Origin of the sequence: Legionella steelei (assembly GCF_001468005.1) — a bacterium.
GTDB lineage: Bacteria > Pseudomonadota > Gammaproteobacteria > Legionellales > Legionellaceae > Legionella > Legionella steelei.
Genome location: NZ_LNYY01000019.1, coordinates 943,714 through 967,260, shown reverse-complemented (window position 1 = coordinate 967,260; position 23,547 = coordinate 943,714). Strand labels below are relative to the sequence as shown.

Below are 23,547 nucleotides of genomic sequence, written 5' to 3'. Positions count from 1 at the left end.
AAGGCGTCTGCTGTAACCCGAGAAGTCAGGACTAAACCCGGGTTACGCTACAATTAAGACACTTTTATGTGAATAGTTACAATTTCTAATTAAAATGAATGCTCGGCTGTTGGGAAGCTCAGTTGTTGAACTTGTTGCACATAAGTATTTAACGCATTCAGCAGAATGTCTTTACCTTGAATGTAGCGTTTAACAAACTTTGGATTAAAATCAGTTTGTAAACCTAACATGTCATGCCAAACAAGTACTTGACCATCAGTATTAGATCCTGCTCCAATTCCAATAGTAGGTATATCCAAAGACTGGGTGATTGCTTGTGCCAATTGTTGGGGGACACATTCGATGACAAGAGCAAAACAACCCGCCGCCTCTAAATCAAGTGCTTGCTGTATTAGTTTTTCTGCTTGTTCTTGATTTTTCCCTTGGACTTTATAGCCACCTAATTGATGAATGGATTGCGGTGTTAAACCAATATGACCAATAACGGGAACTCCTGCATTGACTAAATAAGAAATAGTGTGACACGTATCGGTATCACCTCCTTCAATTTTCACTGCATGTGCACCTGCCTGCAAAAGACTTTTTACATGTTCTACAGTTTGGGGTAATGAGGTCTTATGACCTAAAAAAGGGAGGTCACTGATTAAAAATTGCTGTTTTATCCCACGTGCTACGGCCTGTGTATGAAGTATCATCATCTCCATAGTTGCCGTAACTGTTGTTTCATGGCCGTGGACAGCCATAGCTACAGAATCACCCACCAGAACACAATCAATGTTCGATTCAGCTACAATGCAGGCAGATGGATAATCGTAGCAGGTAATCATGGAAATTTTTTGTTGTTCTTCTTTTTTACGTTTGAAATCATGGATTTTCATATTGCCTTACCCCTTAATAAAATGAAGCAAGCATTATGAACAGCGAGAAACACTACTCTAGGTACCTGTCGCATGGATCAAGTCCTCCAAAAAAAGTTAAAAAAGTCACTGCCAACGTGGGTCAATGCATTTGACCTTATTCTAAAGCTTCTGATGAGATGAATTGCTTCGTTGATGCGGTGCTCGAATCTTCATGTACTTATGTACACTTCAGCTCTATGCTTCGCGGCTTCTTGCACTTCACTCTCCTCAGCGAGTTAGGAAGGAGGTCGTTATGTGCAGCCATTATACTGGCTCACATGGGTTATCATATTTCAAATTCAGATAATTGAGAAGTAGTAGCTTTTTTGGATGGGGGTTTAAGTAAAAACAAAAGAGGGAACGCACATAATACCAACCACATCATGAAGCGAAAATCTTGTAAGTAAGCCAGTAACACAGCTTGCTTGTTCACTGTTGCATCAAGAATAGCGAGCCCCTGTGTTGATTGTAGATTAAAAACTCCTGATTCATTTGCATGATTTAAGCTGATGTTAAATGGAGTAATAAAATGGGAAAACGCTGAATGATTTGCTTGTGTATTTTGCGCTAACTTGGTCATGACAATGGAAATACCAATACTGCTCCCGATATTTCTGAGTAGGCTAAATAAAGAAGTACCGTCGTTACGATACTGTGATGGCAGCGAGGCAAAGGAGAGTGTAGATAAGGGAACAAAAATGAAGCCCAAACCTAGTCCTTGAATGATTCCTGAGGAAATGATGTCGCTGCTGCTGATGTCCGTATTGAATAAGGTCATTAGCCATAGGGAGTAATCAGTTAAAATTAATCCCAAACCAATTTGATAACGTGCATCAATTTTTCCTGATAATCGGCCCACAATCATCATCGCAGTCATAGTGCCTACTCCTCTAGGAGCTAAGAGTAGTCCAACGTCAATGACTGGATAATTCATTAAACCTTGCATGTATGGCGGGAGTAGCGCCATCGTTGCCAGCAAAATAATCCCAATAATAAAAATAAATGTAAGCCCGACACTAAAATTACGATCTTTAAACATAATTGGATCGATAAAAGGGGTCTTGGAAGTGAGGATATGAACAATAAACAAATACAAGCAGATAAGCGCAACGAATCCTTCAATGATGATTTCATTGCTATTAAGCCAATCCAGTGACTCTCCTCGGTCAAGAAAAAGCTGTAATGAACCTATTGCGATACTTAAAAATGCAAATCCCATTAAGTCAAAATGTTTTTCGGTTTTTAATTTATTTTCCTGAAGAAACATGGTTAAACCGATCCAGGCAAGTATTCCAAAGGGTAGGTTAATATAAAAAACCCAACGCCAGTTGTAATATTCAGTAAGCCATCCACCAAGAGACGGACCAAGAATTGGGCCAACCATGACCCCCATACCCCAAATCGCCATAGCCGAGCCTTGCTTTTCTGGAGGGTTAGAGTCTAAAAGTATGGATTGGGATATGGGAACCAGACTGGCACCACAAATGCCTTGGAGTAGGCGAAATAATACAATTTCCGACAAATTTTGAGCAGCGCCACAAAGCATGGAAGCAATAGTAAAGCCAATTACTGACCAAATAAAAATTCGTTTTCTTCCAAAGCGGTCTCCCAAAAAACCAGTTAAAGGGGTGAAGATGGCTGCTGCAACAATGTACGAGGTAAGAACCCAAGAAATTTGCTCTTGAGTTGCTCCCATCCCACCTTGCATATGAGGTAAGGCCACATTAGCAATGGTTGTATCCAATGATTGCATTACGGTTGCAAGCATGACGGATAATGTAATAAATACTCTTTGTGACCCTGGGGGCGCTTGATATGTTTCTGCCATAGAGCTCATCAGTTTATCGATAAAATGTAGCTTGGGTGTAGCGCAGCGTAACTCGGGTTTCTACATGTAAATGAGTTTCATAATCCCGGGTTACGCTGCGCTACACCCAGGCTACAAAGGTTCTAACCTTGCCCTACTTTAGGAAGAGGAGCGTTTTTAAACGAATATCTTTTATGTCCTGTATCAATTTCCACCCAGGAGCTCAGTCCAGAACGAAGTGGCGGACTGTTAGGATCTGCCTCCAATTGGATGCGTACTGCAATACGCTGAGCAATTTTAACCCAGTTTCCTGTCGCATTTTGAGCTGGGATAATTGAAAACTCTGAACCGGTTGCTGGGCTTAAACTTTGGACCGTACCTTTCCATTTTTTGCCAGGATAAATATCAATGGTCGTAATGACTTTTTGCCCTGGATACACATAGGTTAACTCTTTTTCAGTAAAGTTTGCTTCAATCCAAGGATGTTCATTAGCGACTAAAGTCATACTGATGGAACCTTTAGTGACGAATTGTCCTAGTTTGGGAGGCGTGCTAATGGTTCCAGAGACCGGGGCTTTAATTTCAGTACGCTGCAAATCCAGTTTGGCTTGCTCGTATTCTGCTTTTGCTATTAAATAAGATGGATGGTTCTCTACAGGCTCATCAATACTACCCGCAAGAGATGCTGCCAGGCCCTGCAGATTATGCTCTGAAGTAACTATCTGTTGCGCCGCAAGTTCGGCGCCTTCATTCGCCTCATCTAAACTAGATAAGGAGGCGAAATGTTTTGCTGCGAGATCCGTCTGGCGCTTTTTAGTGCGTAGAGAAAAATTATATTTAGTACGAGCGAGATCCAATTCAGCCTGTTTTTCAAGATAATTGGCTTTCATCGCCAAAATATCAATGCGGACTTGGGCTAACTTAGATTCGGCCTTGGTCAACGCGACTTTAAACGGTTCTGGATCAATGCGATATAGGAGCTGATCTTTGTTTACATTTTGGTTTTCGATGACAAAGACTTCTTGAACTGCCCCTGATACTTGCGGACTTAAAGGAACCATATCCGCTTTGACGTAGGCATTATCTGTTGCAACATAACGGCCCCCAAGCAGATAAAGAATACTTCCGGTGAATACAAACACCGCTGGAATTACAATTAAAAAAACAAAACGTTTAGAAAAGGGGAGGTATTTCGTTATTGGCATTGTTTCTTTTTGCTCTTTATGCATTTTGTTCATCTATAATTCGAGTTATCATTCATGCTTCAAGCAGTGTCCTCTTCTGTGAAACACTTAGTCGCGAAGACTGAAATAGCTGCGTGAAATGTGTACTTATAATAACAGGTTTTTTATGCAAATCACTGAAAAATTAGCGAGCCCTGGTGAACATGCTTTATTTTTGCAGGGGGCCGTTGGGAAATTAGAAGCTGTTTTAACTGTTCCAGAAGAAAATCATTCTGCTTTTATCGCTTTTCTGGGGCATCCTCATTCACTGCAAGGCGGTACAATGAGTAATAAAGTTGTTACCACCTTGGCGCGTACCTTTAGAGAATTAGGTATTCCTTCATTGCGCTTTAATTTTCGAGGAGTAGGTCAGTCTGAAGGAGAATATGATGCAGGACTTGGTGAAAGTGAGGATATGCTGGTTTTAGTTCGTGAATGGCAAAAGGAACAGCCGGAGAAGAAACTTATTTTTGCTGGCTTTTCTTTCGGTTCTTATGTGGCTTATCGGGCCGCATCGCAAGTCGACTCAAAATTGTTAATTACAGTGGCTCCTGCAGTACATCATTATAATTATCATGAGTTTAACCCGGCACCTTATCCCTGGCTTGTGCTACAAGGAGATGCCGACGAGGTTGTTCCTTCCAATATGGTTTTTGAGTTTGCTACTCAGGCTAATCCCGAGATCCCGGTGATTCGTTTTGTCGATACGGGCCATTTTTTTCATGGCAAACTAATCGAACTGAAAGCAAAACTCACGGAGTATATTCATTCTCAGGTTGTTTTATGACGAATGTGCTTACCCAATATGAGGCTGCAATTCATCGTGGCGAAATTGATGATGATATGTTGCAACGAGAGATATTGGCGCGGATGCAATATTTAGCTGATGAAGTAAAAAAGTCGAATTCATCTTGGTTTTATCCATTCATGAAAACCCGAGTTAAGGGTGTGTATCTTTATGGTCCTGTTGGGGTGGGAAAAACCTATTTAATTGATTTATTTTATGATTGTCTTGAGGAAAAAAAGAAAGCACGCTTTCATTTTCATCATTTTATGCAACAAATTGATTCTCAGTTAAGACGATTACAAGGACAAAAAAATCCACTTCGCAAAATCGCCAAAGAGTTGGCAAAAACAACACGACTACTTTGTTTTGATGAATTTATGGTTCATGACGTTGCCTATGCCATGATTTTAGCGGAACTGCTACAAGCTTTGATTGCGCATGGGGTTATTTTAGTTATTTCTTCGAATATACCTCCGGATGATTTGTATCGAAATGGGGTTCATAGAAAACGATTCTTACCAGCTATTGCTGCCATTAAAGAAAATTGCGAAGTATTGCATTTAAATGAGCAACGAGATTATCGCGTTGGGCGAGCTCCTTTACTCGATGCTTATTTATTTCCTTTAAATGAGCAAACGTCGTTGATCATGGAGAAACAATTTGCGCTTTTAGCCAGCGAATTTAGAGAAAATGGTTTTATCACAATACAAAATCGTGATATTCCCTATCTTAAGTGTGCCGAAAAGTCGATTTGGTTTGCTTTTGATATTTTGTGTAATTTACCTCGTAGCCAATTGGATTATTTAGAGCTTGCAGATAAATTCGACACAATTTTTTTAAGCAACATACCGTCTTTAACGGTAAATCATACGTTGCAAACCATTATGTTCATTCACTTTATCGATGTGATGTATGACCGTGGCATCAATATTATTATTTCTGCAGAAGTTGCGCTAGACGAGTTGTATGTTGAAGGGGAAATGAAAGAAACCTACATGCGCACATTAAGTCGTTTACAGGAAATGCAGTCAGTAGATTATTTGGCACGCCATCCGAAAAGAGAACTTAAAGAGTTACTTGCTGATAATTCTTGATTATGGCAAGTACCGTAACCTGAGCCAGCAGAATCCGGGAACGCAGCAGTTTATCAATCTCGTAACCCCGGGTTTCGCTGCGCTGCACCCAGGCTACAGGTTTTTTCTGACAGGAAAAATGTATAATTTTTTTCTTAATTGAGAATGATTCTCGATTTCATTTGTGCTAAGATCAAATTTATTTCACTATTTGCTGTTAGGACATGATTAAAATTACAGAGTTAGTACCTGGTGATAGAGTACGGTTAACCGATTTTGGTACAACTGATATGCAATATAGACGCAGGCTTTTGTCTTTGGGCGTGACCTGCGGTACGGAACTTTTAGTGGTCCGCATTGCACCTTTAGGATGTCCTATACAAATTGAAGTCAGAGGAACTGCTTTAACCCTGCGTAAGGAAGAAGCGAGTCAATTGATTTTGGAGCGTATATGACTCAAGTGCTGTTAGTAGGAAACCCTAATTGTGGCAAAACCACCTTATTTAATGCATTAACCGGTGACAATCAGCGAATAGGAAATTGGCCCGGCGTTACGGTTGAGAAGAAAACCGGAGAATTCTTTGTAGGGCAACAGCGAATTGAAGTGACTGATTTGCCGGGGGTTTATTCTTTAGTAGCTAATGCCAATGGCATCAGTCAGGATGAGCACATTGCTGCTCATTCGGTTGTCACTATGGAGGCAGACTGTATTGTTAATATGATCGACGCCTGTCATCTGGAGCGTCACTTATATTTAACGACGCAAATTTTGGAGCTGGGCAAACCCGTAGTGCTGGCTCTAAATATGATGGATATTGCTCAGCAGCGTGGGATCTCTATAGATATTAATCTGTTGTCCCAACAATTGGGTTGTCCTGTTATTCCCATTCAAGCCCATAAAAAGATTGGTCTCTCGCACTTAATGCAGGCATTAACTCACTTACCTCAAGAGCATACCCCCTGGACACTGCCTGTGCCCAAAACGGTGCAACACACCTTAATGACTTTGGAAGATACGTTAAGTCAAGCAGGATATAGCCAACCCCTCGCTTATTATTATGCACGCAGGCTGGCAGAGGGAGATGAGTTGTTATTAGATAAGGCACTTACCAAAGATATAACTTTACTGAGCGAAGCAGAGCCTAATCTCGATGTCTTATTAGCTGATGCCCGATATCAGAAAATACATGACATGGTAACAACCGTACAGAAAAAGCGAAGCGATGCCAGCGAAGATTTTACTGCAAAGCTTGATAAGATTATGTTGCATCGCTTTTTTGCTCTCCCTATATTTTTTGCCATGATGTATTTGATGTTTTTATTCGCGATCAATATAGGTGGTGCGTTTCAGGATTTTTTCGATATCAGCACGGATACGATATTCGTTCAAGGAACGGCTTGGTTATTACAACAGATTCATGCGCCCAATTGGTTGATTGCTTTATTGGCAAACGGAGTTGGTAAAGGCATAAATACTACGTTAACCTTTATCCCAGTGATTGCGGCGATGTTCTTCTTTTTGTCCTTATTGGAGACATCAGGATACATGGCCAGAGCAGCTTTTGTCGTCGATAAAGCAATGCGTATGATGGGGTTGCCCGGGAAGTCTTTTGTGCCAATGATTGTTGGTTTTGGTTGTAATGTTCCGGCAATTATGGCGGCACGAACTCTGGATTCAGAGCGTGATCGCATACTTACGGTAATGATGAGTCCTTTTATGTCCTGTAGTGCTCGTTTGGCGATTTATGCCGTATTTGTCGCTGCTTTTTTCCCATCGGGTGGACAAAACGTAGTGTTTTCTTTATACCTCGTAGGGATTTTGATGGCTGTCTTAACAGGATTCCTTTTGCGCAAATCCGCTTTAAAAGGACATGCGTCCCCATTAATTTTGGAACTGCCTGCTTATCATAGGCCAACATTCAAGCGCTTATTTAAAGAAACTTTGATGCGACTGCGTTTTTTTGTGATGCGGGCAGGAAAATTAATTGTGCCTATTTGTGTTATTTTAGGTGGTTTGAATGCCATTACTTTGGGTGGTGGGATTAACTCAGGTGAAGCCAGTACTCAATCATTGCTTTCTTTAATGGGACAATGGATTACCCCTTTATTTGCACCCATGGGAATTCATCAAGACAATTGGCCAGCAACAGTGGGCTTGTTAACGGGGATGTTGGCTAAAGAGGTAGTGGTGGGTTCGTTAAATTCACTTTATGCTCAGGTAGGGCATGTGGGAGAAATCGCTGCCGTTCATTTTGATTTTTGGGCAGGAATCAAAGCCGCTTTTTGGTCTGTGCCGCAGAATTTGGCGCAATTGGGCTCTGCTTTAGCAAATCCTGTATTGGCTAGTGCTGCGGATAGTCCAGTATCTCAATCTGTATATGGCATTATGGCACAACGTTTTGACGGTAAAATAGGTGCCTATGCTTATCTGTTGTTTGTACTTCTTTATATCCCATGTGTATCGACAATGGCAGTAATTCGACAAGAAGCCAATAGAAAGTATATGTGGATTTCGGTGGCTTGGTCTTTTGTTGTTGCTTATGGTATAGCCGTTTTGTTTTATCAATCTGCTAAGTGGATTCAGAGTTCAGAACAAGGTGCTCTTGAAATCATTGTGTTCTTATTGGTTCTGTTTTTTGTAATTGGATTACGCCAATACAGCAAACGAAATATGCGGAGGAATAATGCTGTTGCAAATACGTGATTACATTTGCCGTCAAGGAGTCGTGAGTACTCAGCAATTGACTCGAGAGTTTCGTTTGGATCTCCCTGCACTACAACCTATGCTTGATTTATGGATTGGCAAGGGAGTAATCCGAAAATGCCAGGAAAAAGCAAACTGCCAAAGTACATGCTTTAAGTGTCGTACTAACGCCCCTGAATATTATCAATACCTTTAGGAGCTGTTTCCATTTCTACTATCTTGGCCAAACTGACCTGATTTTCTGCGTTCCGATGCTCACATACTTGTGTATACTGCGCTTCGCTACTCGAAAATCAAGCCATTTTGACCCAAGCTAGCGAAATGAAAACAGATCCTACCGGCCGTTAAGCTCAGCGTTTGCTGAATTTAATTTGTACTGCCAAAACTCCATTATGAAGACCAATTAACAAGTATCTCCATGCTGCGCTTAGCAGCCTAGCCTAGGTTTATTGAGCTAAATCAAATCCTTATGCGCATGTAGTCACATTTTTTTCGGATTTTTTACCGAAGCGCATTTAACTTTCGTGCTCATTCATTAAATTTGGGCTAATATAGACGTATAGGCTTGATTTATATGTGGTATGCAAATGGCTGATGAACCAGATTTCCCCACTACTGACGAAAACGCAGAATATCTAGAAAGTTTTGATGAGAACGCTGAGAACAGTATTGATTTGCGTAAACTGCAAATGCAAGAGGATTTAAATGATCCTATAACCTTAGTTGAGCGGGTTTATCAAATTTGGTGGCGTTGGGCTGATTTTCAACTTTATATTGTGTCTCCATATGTAGATCTTATTTCACCTCCAATCGTTATCAAGCCAGAACTAATTCAAGGAACAAATGAGTACGAATTCGTATATCCTATTCTTGATTCAGGATCAAAATTGTCGACTTCCAAAAGTGAAGAGATGTTGTCTGCTGGGATGTCCATGTATAAGCTCTATATGACCATAGAAAAAATGATTTATATCTTGGTTGAGCGTTTAAAAGACGGGGGTACTGATAAAGAAACTGAAGTGCAAGTATCTTTTGGTGGACATTTACTTCCTCAAAGAAAAGCCTTTGAATCGATTATCAATTTACCCTATAACGTTGTAGTAACTAACTTTGATCCGGGCGCATGGGGTGAACGCTATTTACAAATTGTTAAACAGAACGCAGACAAATACGGGTATCCGCTTGAAGCGCCACGTGACACTTATAAGCAACCAAGAGGCTCTTCTATGCGGCCTACTAAATAAAAGCCCTATTGAAATGAGGGCTTTCAGTTCAGAATATTAAGCAATCAAAGTTCAGCTTTTAGAGAAGGAGATTCTTCAGGCTTATCACTGTGTGCTTTAATGTAATCAACATACCCGCGTAATTCTTTATTATCACCCACAACTTTTTGTAATAATTGAACACTATCGAGTACGGCTTGATTTCTTGAGGTGTCATCATGTTCTTGTGCGGCTGCACGTTTTACTTGTGACAGGATATTTTTCACCGCTTTTACTTGAGTACTGAATAAACTACTTCCTACAAATGAATGCGCCACATAATCTTGAAGTAGGGCTTGTGTCAGTACTAAAGGATCTTTTTCTAAATTACTCTGATGTATGAGTTCACAAGATAGATAACTGGCAATTTCATGATGCCCTTCTTTTTTTGCTTCTTTCAATGCGCGTTTAATGCCATTCACATTGGGCATATTCTCTTGAGACAAATCACAAAGCTGCTTCGCCACATCAAGTTGTCCCGCTTTTACTGCCATAAAGAGTAACTCACCTGCCATTCTCCAATCAGGCTCTCGATGGCTTAATAGGGGTTTAACGTTATCCCATTGCCCGTTGGCTCCTGCCACGCGTAATAAATACCCTATGGATGCCTGAGAAGGTTGCATCTTATGTTTTTGAATATACGCAAAGACAGCAGCCCAATCGCTCTCTTTTACCTTCCCATTGGGAATTAAATTTGTCAGTTCCTCATCTAGTTGATTCTGTCGATATTCAGCATATTTTGCCAATGCAGTTGCTGCAATCTTAGGGTTGGGTTGAGGAACATTTTTTGGTAGGTTGCATAGTAAGGTAAGAATTTCTCCTTGTTTATTGATTTGTTCAATAGTTAAGTGCCCAGATTTTGTTGCATCTAATATATTTTTTATTGCTTGCTCAATGACTTTTGGTTGAATTCTCTGAATTCGCTTTATATCATTATCATTTACAATATTGTGTACGGTTTTAACAAGCCCTTTGGAGACGCAATAGATAAGTCGTGCATTTGGATCGTCAGATATTGCCATAAGTGATGCCTAAACGTAATAAATGTATGTTAATTATACAACCAAAATCACATTGATTCATTTTTTATCTTCAATTTACTAAATATTTTTTCGCGTAAAAAGATTTTTTAAAAAATAGCAGCAGTGAACGAATTTATTTGGATTAGATAGCGGTAAGTTAAGAATCCGTATCGACTTAATCTTGCGTGATAAAAACAGAGTGCTATACTTCGCATTTGTGCTTTATTTAATTAACTTTTCTCATTAAGGAAGAAACTCACAGTGAACAAAAAAAGACCCGTTAATCTGGATTTGGGTAGTTTAAAATATCCCCCTATGGCGATATCGTCTATTTTACATAGGATTTCAGGGGTGGTTTTATTTTTACTGTTACCCATAATGCTTTATATCTTTGGCCAATCAGTGCAATCAGAAGAGGCCTTTACCCAAGTGAAAAGTTTGTTGTCGCATCCTGCTTATAAGATGATAATGTGGGCATTTGGTGCAGCAATGATTTATCACTTACTTGCAGGGATTAGGCATCTTGTGATGGATATGGGGTTTGGTGAGCATCTTGATGCCGGTCGGCGTTCCGCTGTTTTAGTCATTATTCTTGCCATTATTTTGTCAATTTTTCTAGGAATCTGGATATGGTAAATAATGTCACCAGCTTAACAGGTAATGGGCTAAAAGATTGGTTGATTCAACGAGTCACCGCAGTTTATTTTGCTGTTTATTCTTTTTTTATTATTGGATTCTTGTTAACGCATCCGGAACTAGGTTTTGCACAATGGCATGCCCTTTTTTCTAATGTATTAGTTCGGATCGCGTCACTGATTGCATTGTTTGCTCTTTCATTGCATGCATGGATAGGTATTTGGACAGTGACTACAGATTATATGAAGTGTACTGCTCTGCGTTTATCAGTACAAATGTTAGTCGTTTTATGGCTCCTTAGTCAATTTGTCTGGGGCTTAATGATCCTTTGGGGGCAGTAGCATGGCAATTGCACGTAACACATTTGATGCAGTAATTATTGGTGCAGGCGGAGCGGGAATGCGTGCTGCACTGCAGATGGCAAATTCTGGTTTAAAAGTCGCACTCTTATCCAAAGTATTTCCAACGCGTTCACATACAGTATCAGCTCAAGGCGGGATTACTTGTGCATTGGGAAATGCTCATGAAGATGATTGGCGTTGGCATATGTATGATACAGTGAAAGGTGCTGATTACATTGGTGATCAGGACTCAATTGAGTATCTCTGTAAAACAGGTCCAGAAGCGGTATATGAACTCGAACACATGGGTTTACCTTTTTCGCGTATGGATAATGGAAGAATCTATCAACGTCAGTTTGGTGGCCAATCAAAAAATTTTGGTGGTGAGCAAGCAGCGCGTACTTGTGCTGCAGCAGATAGAACAGGACATGCCTTGCTGCATACACTGTATCAACAAAATTTAAAAGCAAAAACGCACGTATTTAGCGAATGGTATGCTCTTGATCTCGTTAAAGATGCTCATGGTCTCATATCCGGTGTTACTGCGATGTGTATTGAAACTGGTGAAGTAGTATTTTTCCAATCCAGGGTATGTATTTTGGCAACTGGGGGCGCAGGCCGTATTTACCAATCTACAACCAATGCCTTTATTAATACTGGTGATGGTTTTGGGATGGCACTCAGAGCAGGCATTCCATTACAAGACATGGAAATGTGGCAGTTTCATCCTACCGGTATTGCTGGAGCAGGCGTTTTAGTGACTGAGGGTTGTCGCGGTGAGGGTGGTTATTTAATTAATAAAGACGGTGAACGCTTTATGGAGCGTTATGCACCGCGAGTTAAGGATCTCGCTTCTCGTGATGTGGTTGCGCGTTCCATGGCTCTTGAGATACGTGCAGGTAAAGGTTTTGATCCTAAAGGAGTTGATTACGTTAAGTTAAAACTGGATCATCTGGGAGCCGATCTCATTATGTCGCGTTTGCCAGGAATTCGTGAATTATCTATGAAATTTGCTGGAGTTGACCCAATTGTTGAGCCGATTCCAGTAGTTCCTACATGCCACTACAGTATGGGTGGAATACCAACAAATATGTATGGTCAAGTGCTTACGAAAACTAATGGTGCGGAACATATCGTAGAAGGCTTATATGCGGTAGGAGAATGTGCTTGTGTTTCTGTACATGGTGCGAACCGTTTGGGTGGTAATTCGTTACTGGACTTGGTTGTTTTTGGTCGTGCGGCGGGAATACATGTTGAAGAGTTATGGCAGTCAAATCAATTACCGGAAATGACTTATATCAGTGATGATGATATTGCTTCATCTTTGCAACGATATAATCGATGGAATAATTCAACAGATGGCGAAAGCCCTGCGGTGATTCATGATGAAATGCAACGTGTGATGCAAGAAGATTTTGGTGTATTCCGCACCGGTGAAGTGATGGCCTCTGGCTTAAAACGTTTACAGGCTTTACGTGAGCGCTTGGCCCATGCCAAATTAGAAGATAAAAGCAATGTATTTAATACAGAACGAGTCAGCGCGTTAGAGCTGGATAATTTAATGGCAACTGCATACGCTACAGCGCAGTCCGCGATTGTGCGTACTGAGAGTCGTGGCGCTCATAGCCGTGAAGATTATCCAAAACGCGATGATGAAAACTGGATTAAACACACGCTATATTTTGAGGAAGGTGAGAAGATTGATTTTCGTCCAGTTAATGCATCACCTAAGCATGTCGAGCCTTTTGCGCCGAAAGAACGCGTTTACTAACGAGGATAGATTACATGGCAGATAGTAGAAAATTGACCCTATCAATATATCGCTATAATCCTGAGGTGGATGCTAAGCCTTATATGAAAGATTATGAGTTGGAGATCCCAGCTAAAAGTGATCCTATGTTGCTCACATTACTTGAGCGTTTGAAAGCAGAGCAGGATCCCTCCATAACCTATAGACGTTCATGCCGCGAGGGGGTATGTGGTTCAGATGGTATGAATATTAATGGGACTAATGCCTTGGCGTGCATTACGCATGTGTCCCAGCTGAACACAGACAAAATAGTTGTTCGTCCTTTACCCGCGTTTCCAGTCATTCGTGATTTGGTTGTTGATATGTCTCAATTTTATCAACAGTACGAGCGTATAGAGCCTTATTTACAAAATAATGACGTGGCACCAGCTCAAGAGCGTTTACAATCTCCGGAAGAGCGTGCGCAGCTTGATGGCTTGTATGAGTGTATTTTATGTGCGTGTTGTACCAGCTCATGTCCTTCATACTGGTGGAATCCAGAAAAATATGTCGGCCCAGCTGGATTATTACAGGCACGACGATTTTTAGCAGACAGTCGTGATACTGCAACAGCGCACCGCCTAGATAAATTACAAGATCCGTTTAGTGTGTTCCGTTGCCGAAGCATTATGAATTGTACGAGCGTTTGTCCGAAAGGTCTCAATCCAATGAAAGCAATTGCTGATATTCGCTTGCAGATGCTGACACAAGAAACCTAATGGTACTTTTAAGGTACTTGGTAAGAGCCGTTAAAATGGGCAATTCATTTTCATAAAATGAGAATTACCTTGAAAATGAGCTCGAAACCAGAATAAGGATGGATCCCCGCTTTTGCGGGGATAGCTGTTTTATCCACGGGGATGAGTGGAATAGCCAATTTAAGTAGTAACTCAGGTCCTCTATGTTAATGTTTGGGTGAATGTTTGGATTTGAGCGCAGGTTGTGAGAAAATTTTTCTAAGCAAGTGCCACATACACCAAAATGTAAGCATTGATTAGGAAAACTTTCCCGCAAGATGCGTCAAATACAATCGCTACCTGATAGGGGCTGAGTACTTACCAATTTAATGGTGGTAGTGATTAATACCCTTTGGAGAGAAAGAAAATGAGCAGTTCCGATCTGCAAAAAGAATGGGCTTCTTCCTATTTATCTGGTGGAAGTATGGCATATGTTGATAGCCTGTATGAAGATTATCTTGCTGATCCTAGTTCGGTTTCATCCGATTGGCGAGCAGTATTTAGTGCTTTACCCAAGGTTAATGGTGCTGAAAAGGAACGTTCACACAGAGAAATTCGCGATTATTTTTTGCAGAATGCAGATAAAAAAGCAATACCGGTTGTCCAATCTTCAGATAGCCAACAATTTAGAATTGCAGATTTAATTAACGCATACCGTTCATTAGGACATCATGCGGCGAAACTTGATCCTCTTGAAATGGCGGAGCGTACTCCAGTACCCGCATTGGAATTGGATTATCATCACTTATCTGATGTAGATAGAAAGCGTAAGTTTTTTGCAGGTACAACATTTAATGGCCCAGAAATGACTCTGGATGATATATACCAAGCCTTGCGCCAAACGTACTGTGGCAGTATTGGTATTGAGTACATGCACATCTCTAATACGGAAGAAGTCGAATGGCTACAAGAACGAATGGAGTCTGTTCGTGGTCGCCTTAATCTAGATGCAACAAAAAAGCTCAACCTTTTAAAGGACTTAATTGCTGCAGACGGTTTAGAACGCTATTTAGGTACCCGTTATGTGGGGCAAAAACGTTTCTCTCTTGAAGGGGGCGATTCTTTAATTCCCATGATGAAAGAAATCATTGCCTGTTCTGGACGAGATAATGTTAAGGAAGTGGTCATCGGTATGGCTCATAGAGGCCGCTTAAATGTGCTGGTTAATGTATTAGGTAAAGAGCCTAATCAGCTGTTCCAAGAGTTCGAAGGAAAAATAAAATACGAACGTACTGGTGATGTGAAATATCATTTAGGGTTTTCTTCAGATATAAAAACAGGTTCGGGTTCAGTAGTTCATTTGGCTTTGGCCTTTAATCCCTCACACTTAGAAATTATTGGGCCAGTGGTAGAAGGCTCTGTACGCTCACGTTTAGGTCGACGTAATGATCTCATTAAAAAGGAAAAAGTTGTTCCTGTGGTGATTCATGGAGATGCTGCTTTTGCGGGACAAGGCGTTGTCATGGAAACGTTTAACTTTTCTCAGGCACGCGGTTATTCTACTGGCGGTACAGTTCACATTGTGGTTAACAACCAAATAGGTTTCACTACCAGCAATCCTTTGGATGCACGTTCTACTTTATATTGTACCGATGTTGCGAAAATGGTACAGGCACCTGTTATTCACGTGAATGGTGATGATCCTGAAGCAGTTGTATTTGCGACTAACCTGGCTTTTGACTTCAGAATGAAATTTAAGCGAGATGTAGTCATTGATCTTGTTTGCTATCGACGCCATGGTCACAATGAGGCAGATGAGCCTGCAGTAACTCAACCGTCCATGTATCGAAAAATTAAATCCATGCGTCCATTACGCGAAATTTATGCCGATCAGCTGATCCAAGAAGGCATACTAAGCAGTCAGGATTCTGAAAAACTAGTTGATGCTTATCGTGATTCTTTGGATCAGGGTAAAGCAGTCGTTGATTTAGTTCATGGGGATTATGAAGGCAAATATGCTGTGGATTGGACTCCTTATGTCAATGCAAAATGGACCGATAAGGTAGATACCACAATTTCTAAAGAGAATTTAAAAAATTTAGCCAAACAATTAAATGCATTACCTAAGGGCTTTGCATTACACCCAGTAGTTCAGCGTTTATTAAGTGAACGCGATAAAATGACTGCTGGTGAATTACCGATGAACTGGGGCTACGCTGAAACGATGGCATATGCTAGTTTAGTTCAAGAAGGTTATGGCGTACGTTTATCAGGTCAGGACTCTGGAAGAGGAACTTTTGCTCATCGTCATGCGGTACTACATGATGTCGAAACGGGCGAATCATTTGTTCCTATCGAGCAAATAACTAATGAACTGAACCGACCTTTTTCTGTAATCGATTCAGTGCTTTCAGAAGAAGCAGTGTTAGCTTTTGAATATGGCTTTTCTGCCTCTGCGCCAAATTTCCTAGTACTTTGGGAGGCGCAATTTGGTGATTTTGCCAATGGTGCGCAAGTGGTTATCGATCAATTCATTAGTTCTGGCGAGCAAAAATGGGGCCGCTTATGTGGTCTAGTCATGTTATTGCCCCATGGATATGAAGGTCAAGGGCCTGAGCATTCATCTGCGCGTCTGGAACGTTACATGCAACTTTGTGCTCAGCATAATATGCAAGTATGTACACCAACTACACCAGCTCAAATATTCCATTTGTTAAGAAGACAAGTCATTCGTAATTTCAGAAAGCCATTAATTGTCATGACCCCTAAGAGTCTGTTACGCCATAAGTTAGCGGTTTCTCCTTTAGAGGATTTATTTAAAGGTAAATTCCATACTATTATTCCGGAAATTGATGTTCTGGATGCAAAAAAAGTGACAAAAGTAGTGCTGTGTTGTGGAAAAGTTTATTATGACTTGCTGCAAATGCGTCGTGATAAAGAGTTAAATCACGTTGCTATAGTCCGAATTGAGCAATTATATCCGTTTCCCAAAAAAGCACTTTCTGCGGAACTCAATAAATATCCTCAAGCCAAGAAGGTGATTTGGTGCCAAGAAGAGCCACAAAACCAGGGTGTATGGTTTTCTTCTCAGCATAATATAGTAGACTGTTTGCTTCCTGAACAAACTTTACACTATGCAGGAAGAGAGTTTGCTGCGGCACCTGCGGTAGGAAGTCCGGCGTTGCATGCCCAGCAGCAACAAGCTTTAGTAGAGCAAGCTTTATTGGACTGAATTTAAGTTTATCGTAGTCTGAGCTATGGATTTGTCTTGACCTCAGATTACAGTGTGTTAACGAATTTAATAAAATAAGAAGGTATAACCATGTCTATTGAAGTCAAAGTACCTGTTTTGCCTGAATCAGTTGCTGATGCAACTGTCGCTGCATGGCATAAAAAAGTAGGTGATAAAGTTACCCGTGATGAAAATTTACTGGATCTAGAAACAGATAAGGTCGTATTAGAAGTCCCTGCTCCGGCTGATGGGATACTGGCCGAAATCATGTTTAAAGAAGGTGATACAGTAAATTCTGGCCAGTTATTAGCAAAAATAAAAGAAGGTTCTGGCTCTGAAGCTAAAGAAGAAAAGAAAACGGAAACTGCGAAGGAGCGTGATGAAGCAGAAGGTGATAAAGTAAGTGCTAAGGAAGATAAATCAACTAGCCCTGTTGTACGTCGCATGATGGCAGAACACGATTTGCAGCCAGGACAAATCCAAGGTAGTGGCAAGGATGGTCGTATCACCAAAGAAGATGTCCTCTCTTATATAGAATCTAGTAGAGAAAAATCATCTAAATCAGCAGAAAGCAAAAAAGAACCAACACAAAGTGCACCTATGGGGTTACGTGAAGAACGCCGAGTGCCGATGACTCGTTTAAGAGCTAAAATTGCTGAACGTTTATTGGAAGCACAGCATAATGCAGCCATGTTGACGACTTTTAACGAAGTCAACTTGAAAGCGGTAATGGATATGCGCGCTCAATACAAAGATACTTTTGAGAAAAAGCATGGCGTTAAACTTGGGTTTATGTCCTTTTTCACCAAAGCAGTTGTTGAGTCATTGAAGCGTTTTCCTGCAGTCAATGCTTCTATTGATGGTCAGGATGTAGTTTATCATGGCTTTTATGATATCGGGATTGCGGTATCCACTGAACGAGGCTTGGTTGTCCCAGTTATCCGTGATGCAGATCAAATGAGCATGGCTAATATCGAGTTGGCGATTAATGATGCAGCAACAAAAGCGAGACAAGGCAAATTAGCAATGGAAGATATGCAAGGAGGTACCTTTACCATTACTAACGGTGGGGTATTTGGTTCATTATTGGCTACGCCAATTATTAATCCACCCCAAACCGGGATTTTGGGAATGCACAAAATTGAAGATAGACCTGTAGTAGAAAAGGGACAAATCGTGATTCGTCCTATGATGTATGTTGCTTTGTCTTATGACCATCGGTTGATTGATGGTAAAGATTCGGTACAGTTTTTAGTGAGTGTTAAAGAATTATTGGAAGATCCTGCTCGTCTTTTACTTAATGTTTAATGAAATGTAACAGCGAGATTCGTATTGACACATAAATGTACTCTGGGTGAAGACAATGTTGGATCCCAGCAGTTTTAATTCATCGATAGTCAGTCTGGGAGCGTTTTTATACTTGCCCAGGTTACTATGCATCAATTGACACTTATGAGCTTTGACGGGTTTTGCTTTTTTTTAGAAAGGTAATTGCAATGAATTTACATGAATACCAGGCTAAACAATTATTTGCTAGCTACAATTTACCCGTTCCTAAGGGCGAGGTAGCTTATAGTGTTGAAGACGCAGTACAAGTCGCTTCACAGCTATCTACTGATCGTTGGGTTGTTAAGGCACAAGTTCACGCGGGCGGTAGAGGAAAGGCTGGTGGTGTGAAATTAGTAGCGAACAAAGATGAACTCGCTGCAGCAGTAAAAGCATTATTAGGTACTCGTCTCGTGACCTATCAAACAGATGCTCATGGTCAGCCAGTTAATGCAGTGCTCATTGAGGAAACATGTGATATTGGTAGAGAATTATATCTTGGCGCTGTTGTTGATCGCGCAACTCGACGAGTAGTGTTTATGGCGTCGACTGAAGGTGGTGTTGAAATAGAAAAAGTAGCAGAAGAGACCCCTGAGAAGATTTTCAAGGTTATTGTCGATCCATTAGTTGGTGTCATGCCATTCCAATGCCGTGAAGTAGGTTTTAAATTGGGCCTACAAGATGAGCAAATTAAGCAATTTACTCATTTGATGATGGGATTGGGTAAAATGTTTGTTGAGTGTGATTTGAGTTTGTTAGAAATCAACCCATTAGTTGTAACAAAGCCAGGACAATTAATTTGTTTGGACGGGAAGATTAACATTGATGGTAACGCATTATATCGTCAACCTAAATTAAAAAGTATGCGCGATACAACTCAAGAAGATGAACGAGAAAATCGTGCCAGTGACTGGGAATTAAATTATATTCCTTTAGATGGCTCCATTGGTTGTATGGTAAATGGTGCAGGTTTGGCTATGGCGACTATGGACGTGATTAAGCTTCACGGTGGCGAGCCAGCTAACTTCCTAGATGTAGGTGGTGGTGCGACTAAAGAACGAGTCAGTGAAGCATTGAAAATTATTGTCTCTGATGAAAAAGTTAAAGGTATTTTAGTCAACATTTTTGGTGGTATCGTTCGTTGCGACCTCATTGCCGATGGTATTCTTGCTGCAGTGAAAGAAGTGGATGTAAAAATTCCTGTGGTAGTACGTCTTGAAGGTAATAATGCGCAACTCGGCGCTGATATTTTAAATAAAAGTGATTTGAATGTGATTGCTGCAACCAGTTTAACTGATGCTGCGAAGAAGATTGTGGCAGCTGTTGCCTAATCATAAAAAACTCAGTTGAATTTACGAGCTATGAAGTACATTAACAGTGCTTACTAAGATTCAACGGTGTTTTTTAGGTTAATTACTAAAAATTTCGAGGTTAACAATGAGTGTATTGGTCAATAAACATACTAAAGTACTGTGCCAGGGTTTTACAGGAAAACAAGGCACCTATCATTCAGAGCAAGCGATAGCTTATGGCACACGTATGGTTGGTGGGGTCACACCAGGAAAAGGTGGGCAGAAGCATCTAGGTTTACCGGTATTTAATACCATGCGTGAAGCTGTTGAAGAAACTAAAGCAGAAGCCAGCGTGATTTATGTACCAGCTCCTTTTTGCAAGGATTCTATTTTGGAAGCTGCTGAGGCAGGAATTCAATTAATTGTTTGTATCACAGAAGGTGTTCCCGTATTAGACATGCTACAAGTAAAAGTCTATTTGGAAAACAATACTCAAGCACGTTTAATTGGCCCCAACTGCCCAGGGATTATTACTCCAGGCGAATGTAAAATTGGAATTATGCCGGGCTCAATTCATTTGCCTGGTAAAGTAGGTATTGTTTCACGTTCTGGGACTCTAACTTATGAAGCAGTAAAGCAAACAACAGATAAAGGCTTTGGTCAAAGTACTTGTATTGGTATTGGTGGCGATCCAATTCCTGGAACTAGTTTTATTGATGCATTAGCTTTATTCGAGCAAGACTCTCAGACACAAGCCATTATCATGGTGGGTGAAATCGGAGGCTCTGCAGAGGAAGAGGCTGCTGAATACATCAAATCACATGTAAGTAAACCCGTAGTTTCTTATATTGCAGGTGTTACTGCACCGGCTGGAAAACGTATGGGACATGCTGGAGCGATTATTTCTGGTGGTAAAGGAACTGCGGCTGAAAAATACAAAGCGCTAGAAGCTGCTGGTGTAAAAACAGTTCGTTCACCAGCGGATTTAGGTGATGCAATTGCCGAAGTAACAGGCTGGTAGTTGATGCAGATACACCTGGATTAAGGCAAAAGCCTTAATCCAGGTGTATCACTTACCCACTATAACTCTGGATTTACATGATTTCGCTATTCAGAGCTCACTTTATGGTATTTCATGACAAATTTTCGAAGTATTGCTGATATAAGACGTGAATATGGTGATCTGAATTTAAGTGAAAAATCACTTCCAGAAGATCCGCTTGTCCAATTTAAGCTTTGGTTTGAAGATGTTTTAAAAAATGAAAAAAATGATCCAACCGCTATGGTTCTGTCTACTGTAGATGATCGTGGGTACCCCGACTCTAGAGTAGTTTTGTTAAAGGGACTGGATGCAGGAAAATTTGTCTTTTATACAAATTATCAAAGTACAAAATCAAAACATATCCAAAATAATCCTCATGTAGCACTTAATTTTTATTGGCCGCAAATGGCAAGACAAGTCCGTATTCGAGGTCAAATCAAGCAAGTTGATGCAGAACAATCCGATCTTTATTTTTCCTCAAGGCCAATCAAAAGCCAATTCAGCGCGATTGTTTCGCCACAGAGTCATGAAATTGAGGGAAGAGAATTATTAGAGAATTCCCTTAATGATTTAATTCAAAAACATGGACAAGAGCCTGTAGTCCGCCCTATTTATTGGGGTGGGTATATGGTTATTCCTGATGAAATCGAGTTTTGGCAAGGGCGAGATAATCGTCTACATGATAGAATTCGTTATTATCAACACGATGGGCAATGGAAGCATCATCGTTTGGCTCCATAGTAGATAGTGCACCAGAGGTGGTGGTTTAATTTTGACAACTACTATCTCGCTCTGTATATATTTTTTACTGCGCATAAAATCTGTAATAGAATCTGAACGCTACTTAGCAAAATTAAGTAGAAACGGTACTGGCGGCAAAATTTGCCGGCAAGAAGTTAAGTTCTGCCACAAGTATCTATTTTTTCCTTCTTTTTGTTCTTACTCTATTTTTTGTGCTTTTTAAAGAGACAAAAAAAACTTGGCATAGTAATTGCAACATTAATATTAGAAATAACAACTATACTCATTTTCAAAGTTATTTTTTCTAGGTTTAAAAAAAATTTGTCAAGAATTAGTAAATGTTTTTATTTGGTAAATAAGCGTTAACATAAAGTCGTAAAATTAACTTAAATGTAGAAATTATTAACAGTATAAATTTTGCAAAATACTGTATAAATAGAGGGTATAATCATGAACGACATAACAGCCTTACTACCACATATTAAATTACGTTTTAACATTGAACATCCAACCTATGAAGACAGCTATGCATTTGGTTATGAATGTGCACGTGCCGATGTTGCTGAAGAGGACAATCCTTTCCATAAAGGAACTCAACAAGCAGAGCATTGGCTAGAAGGTTGGTGGGACGCAATTGAAGGTGAACAGCCTTTATTTGAATTAAATGCTGTCGAAGCTGAAGAACTGTCTGTCAGCGAAGAGGGTGCAGCAAATGATCAAGAGTATCACCATCATAAGCATAGTTTTTTATCACTGGTTATCGAAATTAGTGGCGCTATAGCAGCCTCAGCAATCGTTGGATATCAATTATTTGAATTGGTGGCATAGATTCTGAGTTAGCGGATCCTTAAAGAGGACGTAGCTTCATCATGTTGTCGTTTCATGCTGCTTAACCTCTGCTATATCCTCCTCCCATAAGGGAGAAGGATATATACTAATCCTTGAAAAACTTTAGTACTAAAGATCGCATTCGTGCAATTTCCGAAGGATTAAATTCTTTATATATTTCACTGCCTATATTAAGGCATACAGTTACGTTCTCACCAAGTCCCTTAAGTAAATCGACACCCGATAATTTAAGAAGTTTTATCTCGCTTGCTATGTCAGCAGCCCAAGTATCAAGATAGCTTATCTCAGAAAAAACTGGGAGGAAAAGGTGTTCTTGTTCTTGTAAAAACAAGACATTAGGCTGATCATCTTCTGAGTTTTTTTCAATAGGTACAATAAAGTTCGCTTTGATAAACTCAATATAGGCTTTATTCACCTCTTTGTTATTTCCAGAGGAGTTAAGCGCTTCTTTTATTGCAAGGTCGAGAGCATTCATTTTAAGCCTTAGTAATATTTAGATCAAATTGTCAGCATTTTTGCCTCGGAAGGCTTTCTACACATAACACATTTTTTTTACGTAAATGCGGGTAAATTATGCCAGTAAATTATAACCATTTTCTGTACCTATGAAAATGAAATCAAACTATGTGTTGAAATAAATGACAACACAAGTATAATGTAGGTTTTGTTTTGCAGAATTATTGCTCATTTTTTGGATAAGTATATTAGGGTTTGATTCTATTTCATACCGTTAACGATGTACTAGTGAACTCGGAATGCAAATAGAATATTAACAAGCTCTATCCTGGAGATTTGTTTTTTGATGTGTCTACCTGTTAGTACCCCTTCAATGGAACAAAGCCAAT

General features: G+C 40.2%; 21 protein-coding genes. 16 read left to right on the top strand and 5 right to left on the bottom strand.

Going from position 1 to position 23,547, the window contains the following annotated elements; translation table 11 throughout:
• Positions 1-89: 89 nt before the first annotated feature.
• The 3 genes from panB to Lste_RS08360 all read right to left on the bottom strand — a co-directional run bounded on the left by panB (position 90) and on the right by Lste_RS08360 (position 3,935).
• Positions 90-878 carry a 3-methyl-2-oxobutanoate hydroxymethyltransferase gene (gene panB, locus Lste_RS08370; protein ID WP_058510580.1) on the bottom strand — a complete coding sequence of 263 codons (789 nt, stop codon included), beginning with the start codon at positions 876-878 and terminating at the stop codon, positions 90-92.
• Between the two features lie 307 nt (positions 879-1,185).
• Positions 1,186-2,727: a DHA2 family efflux MFS transporter permease subunit gene (locus Lste_RS08365; protein WP_058510579.1), complete on the bottom strand. Its 1,542-nt coding sequence runs from the start codon at positions 2,725-2,727 to the stop codon at positions 1,186-1,188.
• Positions 2,728-2,849: 122 nt separating this feature from the next.
• A complete protein-coding gene (locus Lste_RS08360; protein WP_237760451.1) occupies positions 2,850-3,935 on the bottom strand; it encodes an HlyD family secretion protein in 1,086 nt (361 codons plus the stop codon).
• A gap of 121 nt (positions 3,936-4,056) precedes the next feature.
• On the opposite strand from Lste_RS08360, the gene Lste_RS08355 reads away from it, so the two are divergent.
• The 6 genes from Lste_RS08355 to Lste_RS08335 all read left to right on the top strand — a co-directional run bounded on the left by Lste_RS08355 (position 4,057) and on the right by Lste_RS08335 (position 9,737).
• On the top strand, positions 4,057-4,716 hold the full coding sequence (locus Lste_RS08355) for an alpha/beta hydrolase (RefSeq protein ID WP_058510577.1): 660 nt from the start codon (positions 4,057-4,059) through the stop codon (positions 4,714-4,716).
• Positions 4,713-5,810 carry a cell division protein ZapE gene (gene zapE, locus Lste_RS08350; protein ID WP_058510576.1) on the top strand — a complete coding sequence of 366 codons (1,098 nt, stop codon included), beginning with the start codon at positions 4,713-4,715 and terminating at the stop codon, positions 5,808-5,810. The genes Lste_RS08355 and zapE overlap by 4 nt, the downstream gene beginning before the upstream one ends.
• Before the next feature lie 203 nt (positions 5,811-6,013).
• A complete protein-coding gene (locus Lste_RS08345; RefSeq protein WP_058510575.1) occupies positions 6,014-6,244 on the top strand; it encodes a FeoA family protein in 231 nt (76 codons plus the stop codon).
• The gene (gene feoB, locus Lste_RS08340) at positions 6,241-8,493 is read left to right on the top strand and encodes a Fe(2+) transporter permease subunit FeoB (protein ID WP_058510574.1); all 2,253 of its coding nucleotides are present in this window, start codon (positions 6,241-6,243) and stop codon (positions 8,491-8,493) included. The genes Lste_RS08345 and feoB overlap by 4 nt, the downstream gene beginning before the upstream one ends.
• Positions 8,474-8,689 (top strand): FeoC-like transcriptional regulator, encoded by a 216-nt coding sequence (locus Lste_RS18750; RefSeq protein ID WP_083503935.1) that lies wholly within the window; start codon positions 8,474-8,476, stop codon positions 8,687-8,689. The genes feoB and Lste_RS18750 overlap by 20 nt, the downstream gene beginning before the upstream one ends.
• Before the next feature lie 391 nt (positions 8,690-9,080).
• Complete coding sequence (locus Lste_RS08335; protein ID WP_058511692.1) at positions 9,081-9,737, top strand: hypothetical protein; 657 nt, start codon at positions 9,081-9,083, stop codon at positions 9,735-9,737.
• Between the two features lie 44 nt (positions 9,738-9,781).
• On the opposite strand, the gene Lste_RS08330 is transcribed toward Lste_RS08335, so the two are convergent.
• A complete protein-coding gene (locus Lste_RS08330) occupies positions 9,782-10,777 on the bottom strand; it encodes an ankyrin repeat domain-containing protein (protein WP_058510573.1) in 996 nt (331 codons plus the stop codon).
• Positions 10,778-11,038: 261 nt separating this feature from the next.
• On the opposite strand from Lste_RS08330, the gene sdhC reads away from it, so the two are divergent.
• The 10 genes from sdhC (at position 11,039) to Lste_RS08280 (ending at position 22,681) form a co-directional block, all read left to right on the top strand.
• Positions 11,039-11,413, top strand: coding sequence for a succinate dehydrogenase, cytochrome b556 subunit (sdhC, locus tag Lste_RS08325; protein WP_058510572.1), 375 nt, complete (start codon positions 11,039-11,041; stop codon positions 11,411-11,413).
• The gene (gene sdhD, locus Lste_RS08320) at positions 11,407-11,754 is read left to right on the top strand and encodes a succinate dehydrogenase, hydrophobic membrane anchor protein (protein WP_058510571.1); all 348 of its coding nucleotides are present in this window, start codon (positions 11,407-11,409) and stop codon (positions 11,752-11,754) included. The genes sdhC and sdhD overlap by 7 nt, the downstream gene beginning before the upstream one ends.
• 1 nt (position 11,755) lies before the next feature.
• On the top strand, positions 11,756-13,525 hold the full coding sequence (gene sdhA / locus Lste_RS08315) for a succinate dehydrogenase flavoprotein subunit (RefSeq protein ID WP_058510570.1): 1,770 nt from the start codon (positions 11,756-11,758) through the stop codon (positions 13,523-13,525).
• A gap of 14 nt (positions 13,526-13,539) precedes the next feature.
• A complete protein-coding gene (locus Lste_RS08310) occupies positions 13,540-14,262 on the top strand; it encodes a succinate dehydrogenase iron-sulfur subunit (RefSeq protein WP_058510569.1) in 723 nt (240 codons plus the stop codon).
• A gap of 385 nt (positions 14,263-14,647) precedes the next feature.
• Positions 14,648-17,452, top strand: coding sequence for a 2-oxoglutarate dehydrogenase E1 component (locus Lste_RS08305; protein WP_058510568.1), 2,805 nt, complete (start codon positions 14,648-14,650; stop codon positions 17,450-17,452).
• Positions 17,453-17,542: 90 nt separating this feature from the next.
• A complete protein-coding gene (odhB, locus tag Lste_RS08300) occupies positions 17,543-18,760 on the top strand; it encodes a 2-oxoglutarate dehydrogenase complex dihydrolipoyllysine-residue succinyltransferase (protein WP_058510567.1) in 1,218 nt (405 codons plus the stop codon).
• Between the two features lie 188 nt (positions 18,761-18,948).
• Positions 18,949-20,109, top strand: a complete 1,161-nt coding sequence (gene sucC, locus Lste_RS08295; RefSeq protein ID WP_058510566.1) for an ADP-forming succinate--CoA ligase subunit beta — start codon at positions 18,949-18,951, stop codon at positions 20,107-20,109.
• A gap of 106 nt (positions 20,110-20,215) precedes the next feature.
• Complete coding sequence (gene sucD / locus Lste_RS08290) at positions 20,216-21,091, top strand: succinate--CoA ligase subunit alpha (RefSeq protein WP_058510565.1); 876 nt, start codon at positions 20,216-20,218, stop codon at positions 21,089-21,091.
• A gap of 114 nt (positions 21,092-21,205) precedes the next feature.
• A complete protein-coding gene (gene pdxH / locus Lste_RS08285) occupies positions 21,206-21,853 on the top strand; it encodes a pyridoxamine 5'-phosphate oxidase (protein ID WP_058510564.1) in 648 nt (215 codons plus the stop codon).
• 450 nt (positions 21,854-22,303) lie between these two features.
• Entirely contained in the window at positions 22,304-22,681 is a 378-nt protein-coding gene (locus Lste_RS08280; protein WP_058510563.1) for a hypothetical protein, read from the top strand.
• Positions 22,682-22,787: 106 nt separating this feature from the next.
• Here Lste_RS08280 and Lste_RS08275 read toward each other — a convergent pair whose 3' ends face one another.
• Positions 22,788-23,177 (bottom strand): SseB family protein, encoded by a 390-nt coding sequence (locus Lste_RS08275; RefSeq protein WP_058510562.1) that lies wholly within the window; start codon positions 23,175-23,177, stop codon positions 22,788-22,790.
• Positions 23,178-23,547: the final 370 nt, after the last annotated feature.

What these genes read in the sequence shown, in the direction of transcription:
- Lste_RS08345 (WP_058510575.1), top strand. Translation starts at nt 6,014, where the DNA reads ATGATTAAAATTACAGAGTTAGTACCTGGTGATAGAGTACGGTTAACC.
- Lste_RS08280 (WP_058510563.1), top strand. Translation starts at nt 22,304, where the DNA reads ATGAACGACATAACAGCCTTACTACCACATATTAAATTACGTTTTAAC.
- Lste_RS08275 (WP_058510562.1), bottom strand. Translation starts at nt 23,177, where the DNA reads ATGAATGCTCTCGACCTTGCAATAAAAGAAGCGCTTAACTCCTCTGGA.
- Lste_RS08305 (WP_058510568.1), top strand. Translation starts at nt 14,648, where the DNA reads ATGAGCAGTTCCGATCTGCAAAAAGAATGGGCTTCTTCCTATTTATCT.
- Lste_RS08360 (WP_237760451.1), bottom strand. Translation starts at nt 3,935, where the DNA reads ATGCATAAAGAGCAAAAAGAAACAATGCCAATAACGAAATACCTCCCC.
- Lste_RS08335 (WP_058511692.1), top strand. Translation starts at nt 9,081, where the DNA reads ATGGCTGATGAACCAGATTTCCCCACTACTGACGAAAACGCAGAATAT.
- sucD (WP_058510565.1), top strand. Translation starts at nt 20,216, where the DNA reads ATGAGTGTATTGGTCAATAAACATACTAAAGTACTGTGCCAGGGTTTT.
- feoB (WP_058510574.1), top strand. Translation starts at nt 6,241, where the DNA reads ATGACTCAAGTGCTGTTAGTAGGAAACCCTAATTGTGGCAAAACCACC.
- sdhA (WP_058510570.1), top strand. Translation starts at nt 11,756, where the DNA reads ATGGCAATTGCACGTAACACATTTGATGCAGTAATTATTGGTGCAGGC.
- sucC (WP_058510566.1), top strand. Translation starts at nt 18,949, where the DNA reads ATGAATTTACATGAATACCAGGCTAAACAATTATTTGCTAGCTACAAT.
- zapE (WP_058510576.1), top strand. Translation starts at nt 4,713, where the DNA reads ATGACGAATGTGCTTACCCAATATGAGGCTGCAATTCATCGTGGCGAA.
- panB (WP_058510580.1), bottom strand. Translation starts at nt 878, where the DNA reads ATGAAAATCCATGATTTCAAACGTAAAAAAGAAGAACAACAAAAAATT.
- odhB (WP_058510567.1), top strand. Translation starts at nt 17,543, where the DNA reads ATGTCTATTGAAGTCAAAGTACCTGTTTTGCCTGAATCAGTTGCTGAT.
- Lste_RS08365 (WP_058510579.1), bottom strand. Translation starts at nt 2,727, where the DNA reads ATGGCAGAAACATATCAAGCGCCCCCAGGGTCACAAAGAGTATTTATT.
- pdxH (WP_058510564.1), top strand. Translation starts at nt 21,206, where the DNA reads ATGACAAATTTTCGAAGTATTGCTGATATAAGACGTGAATATGGTGAT.
- Lste_RS18750 (WP_083503935.1), top strand. Translation starts at nt 8,474, where the DNA reads ATGCTGTTGCAAATACGTGATTACATTTGCCGTCAAGGAGTCGTGAGT.
- Lste_RS08330 (WP_058510573.1), bottom strand. Translation starts at nt 10,777, where the DNA reads ATGGCAATATCTGACGATCCAAATGCACGACTTATCTATTGCGTCTCC.
- Lste_RS08355 (WP_058510577.1), top strand. Translation starts at nt 4,057, where the DNA reads ATGCAAATCACTGAAAAATTAGCGAGCCCTGGTGAACATGCTTTATTT.
- Lste_RS08310 (WP_058510569.1), top strand. Translation starts at nt 13,540, where the DNA reads ATGGCAGATAGTAGAAAATTGACCCTATCAATATATCGCTATAATCCT.
- sdhD (WP_058510571.1), top strand. Translation starts at nt 11,407, where the DNA reads ATGGTAAATAATGTCACCAGCTTAACAGGTAATGGGCTAAAAGATTGG.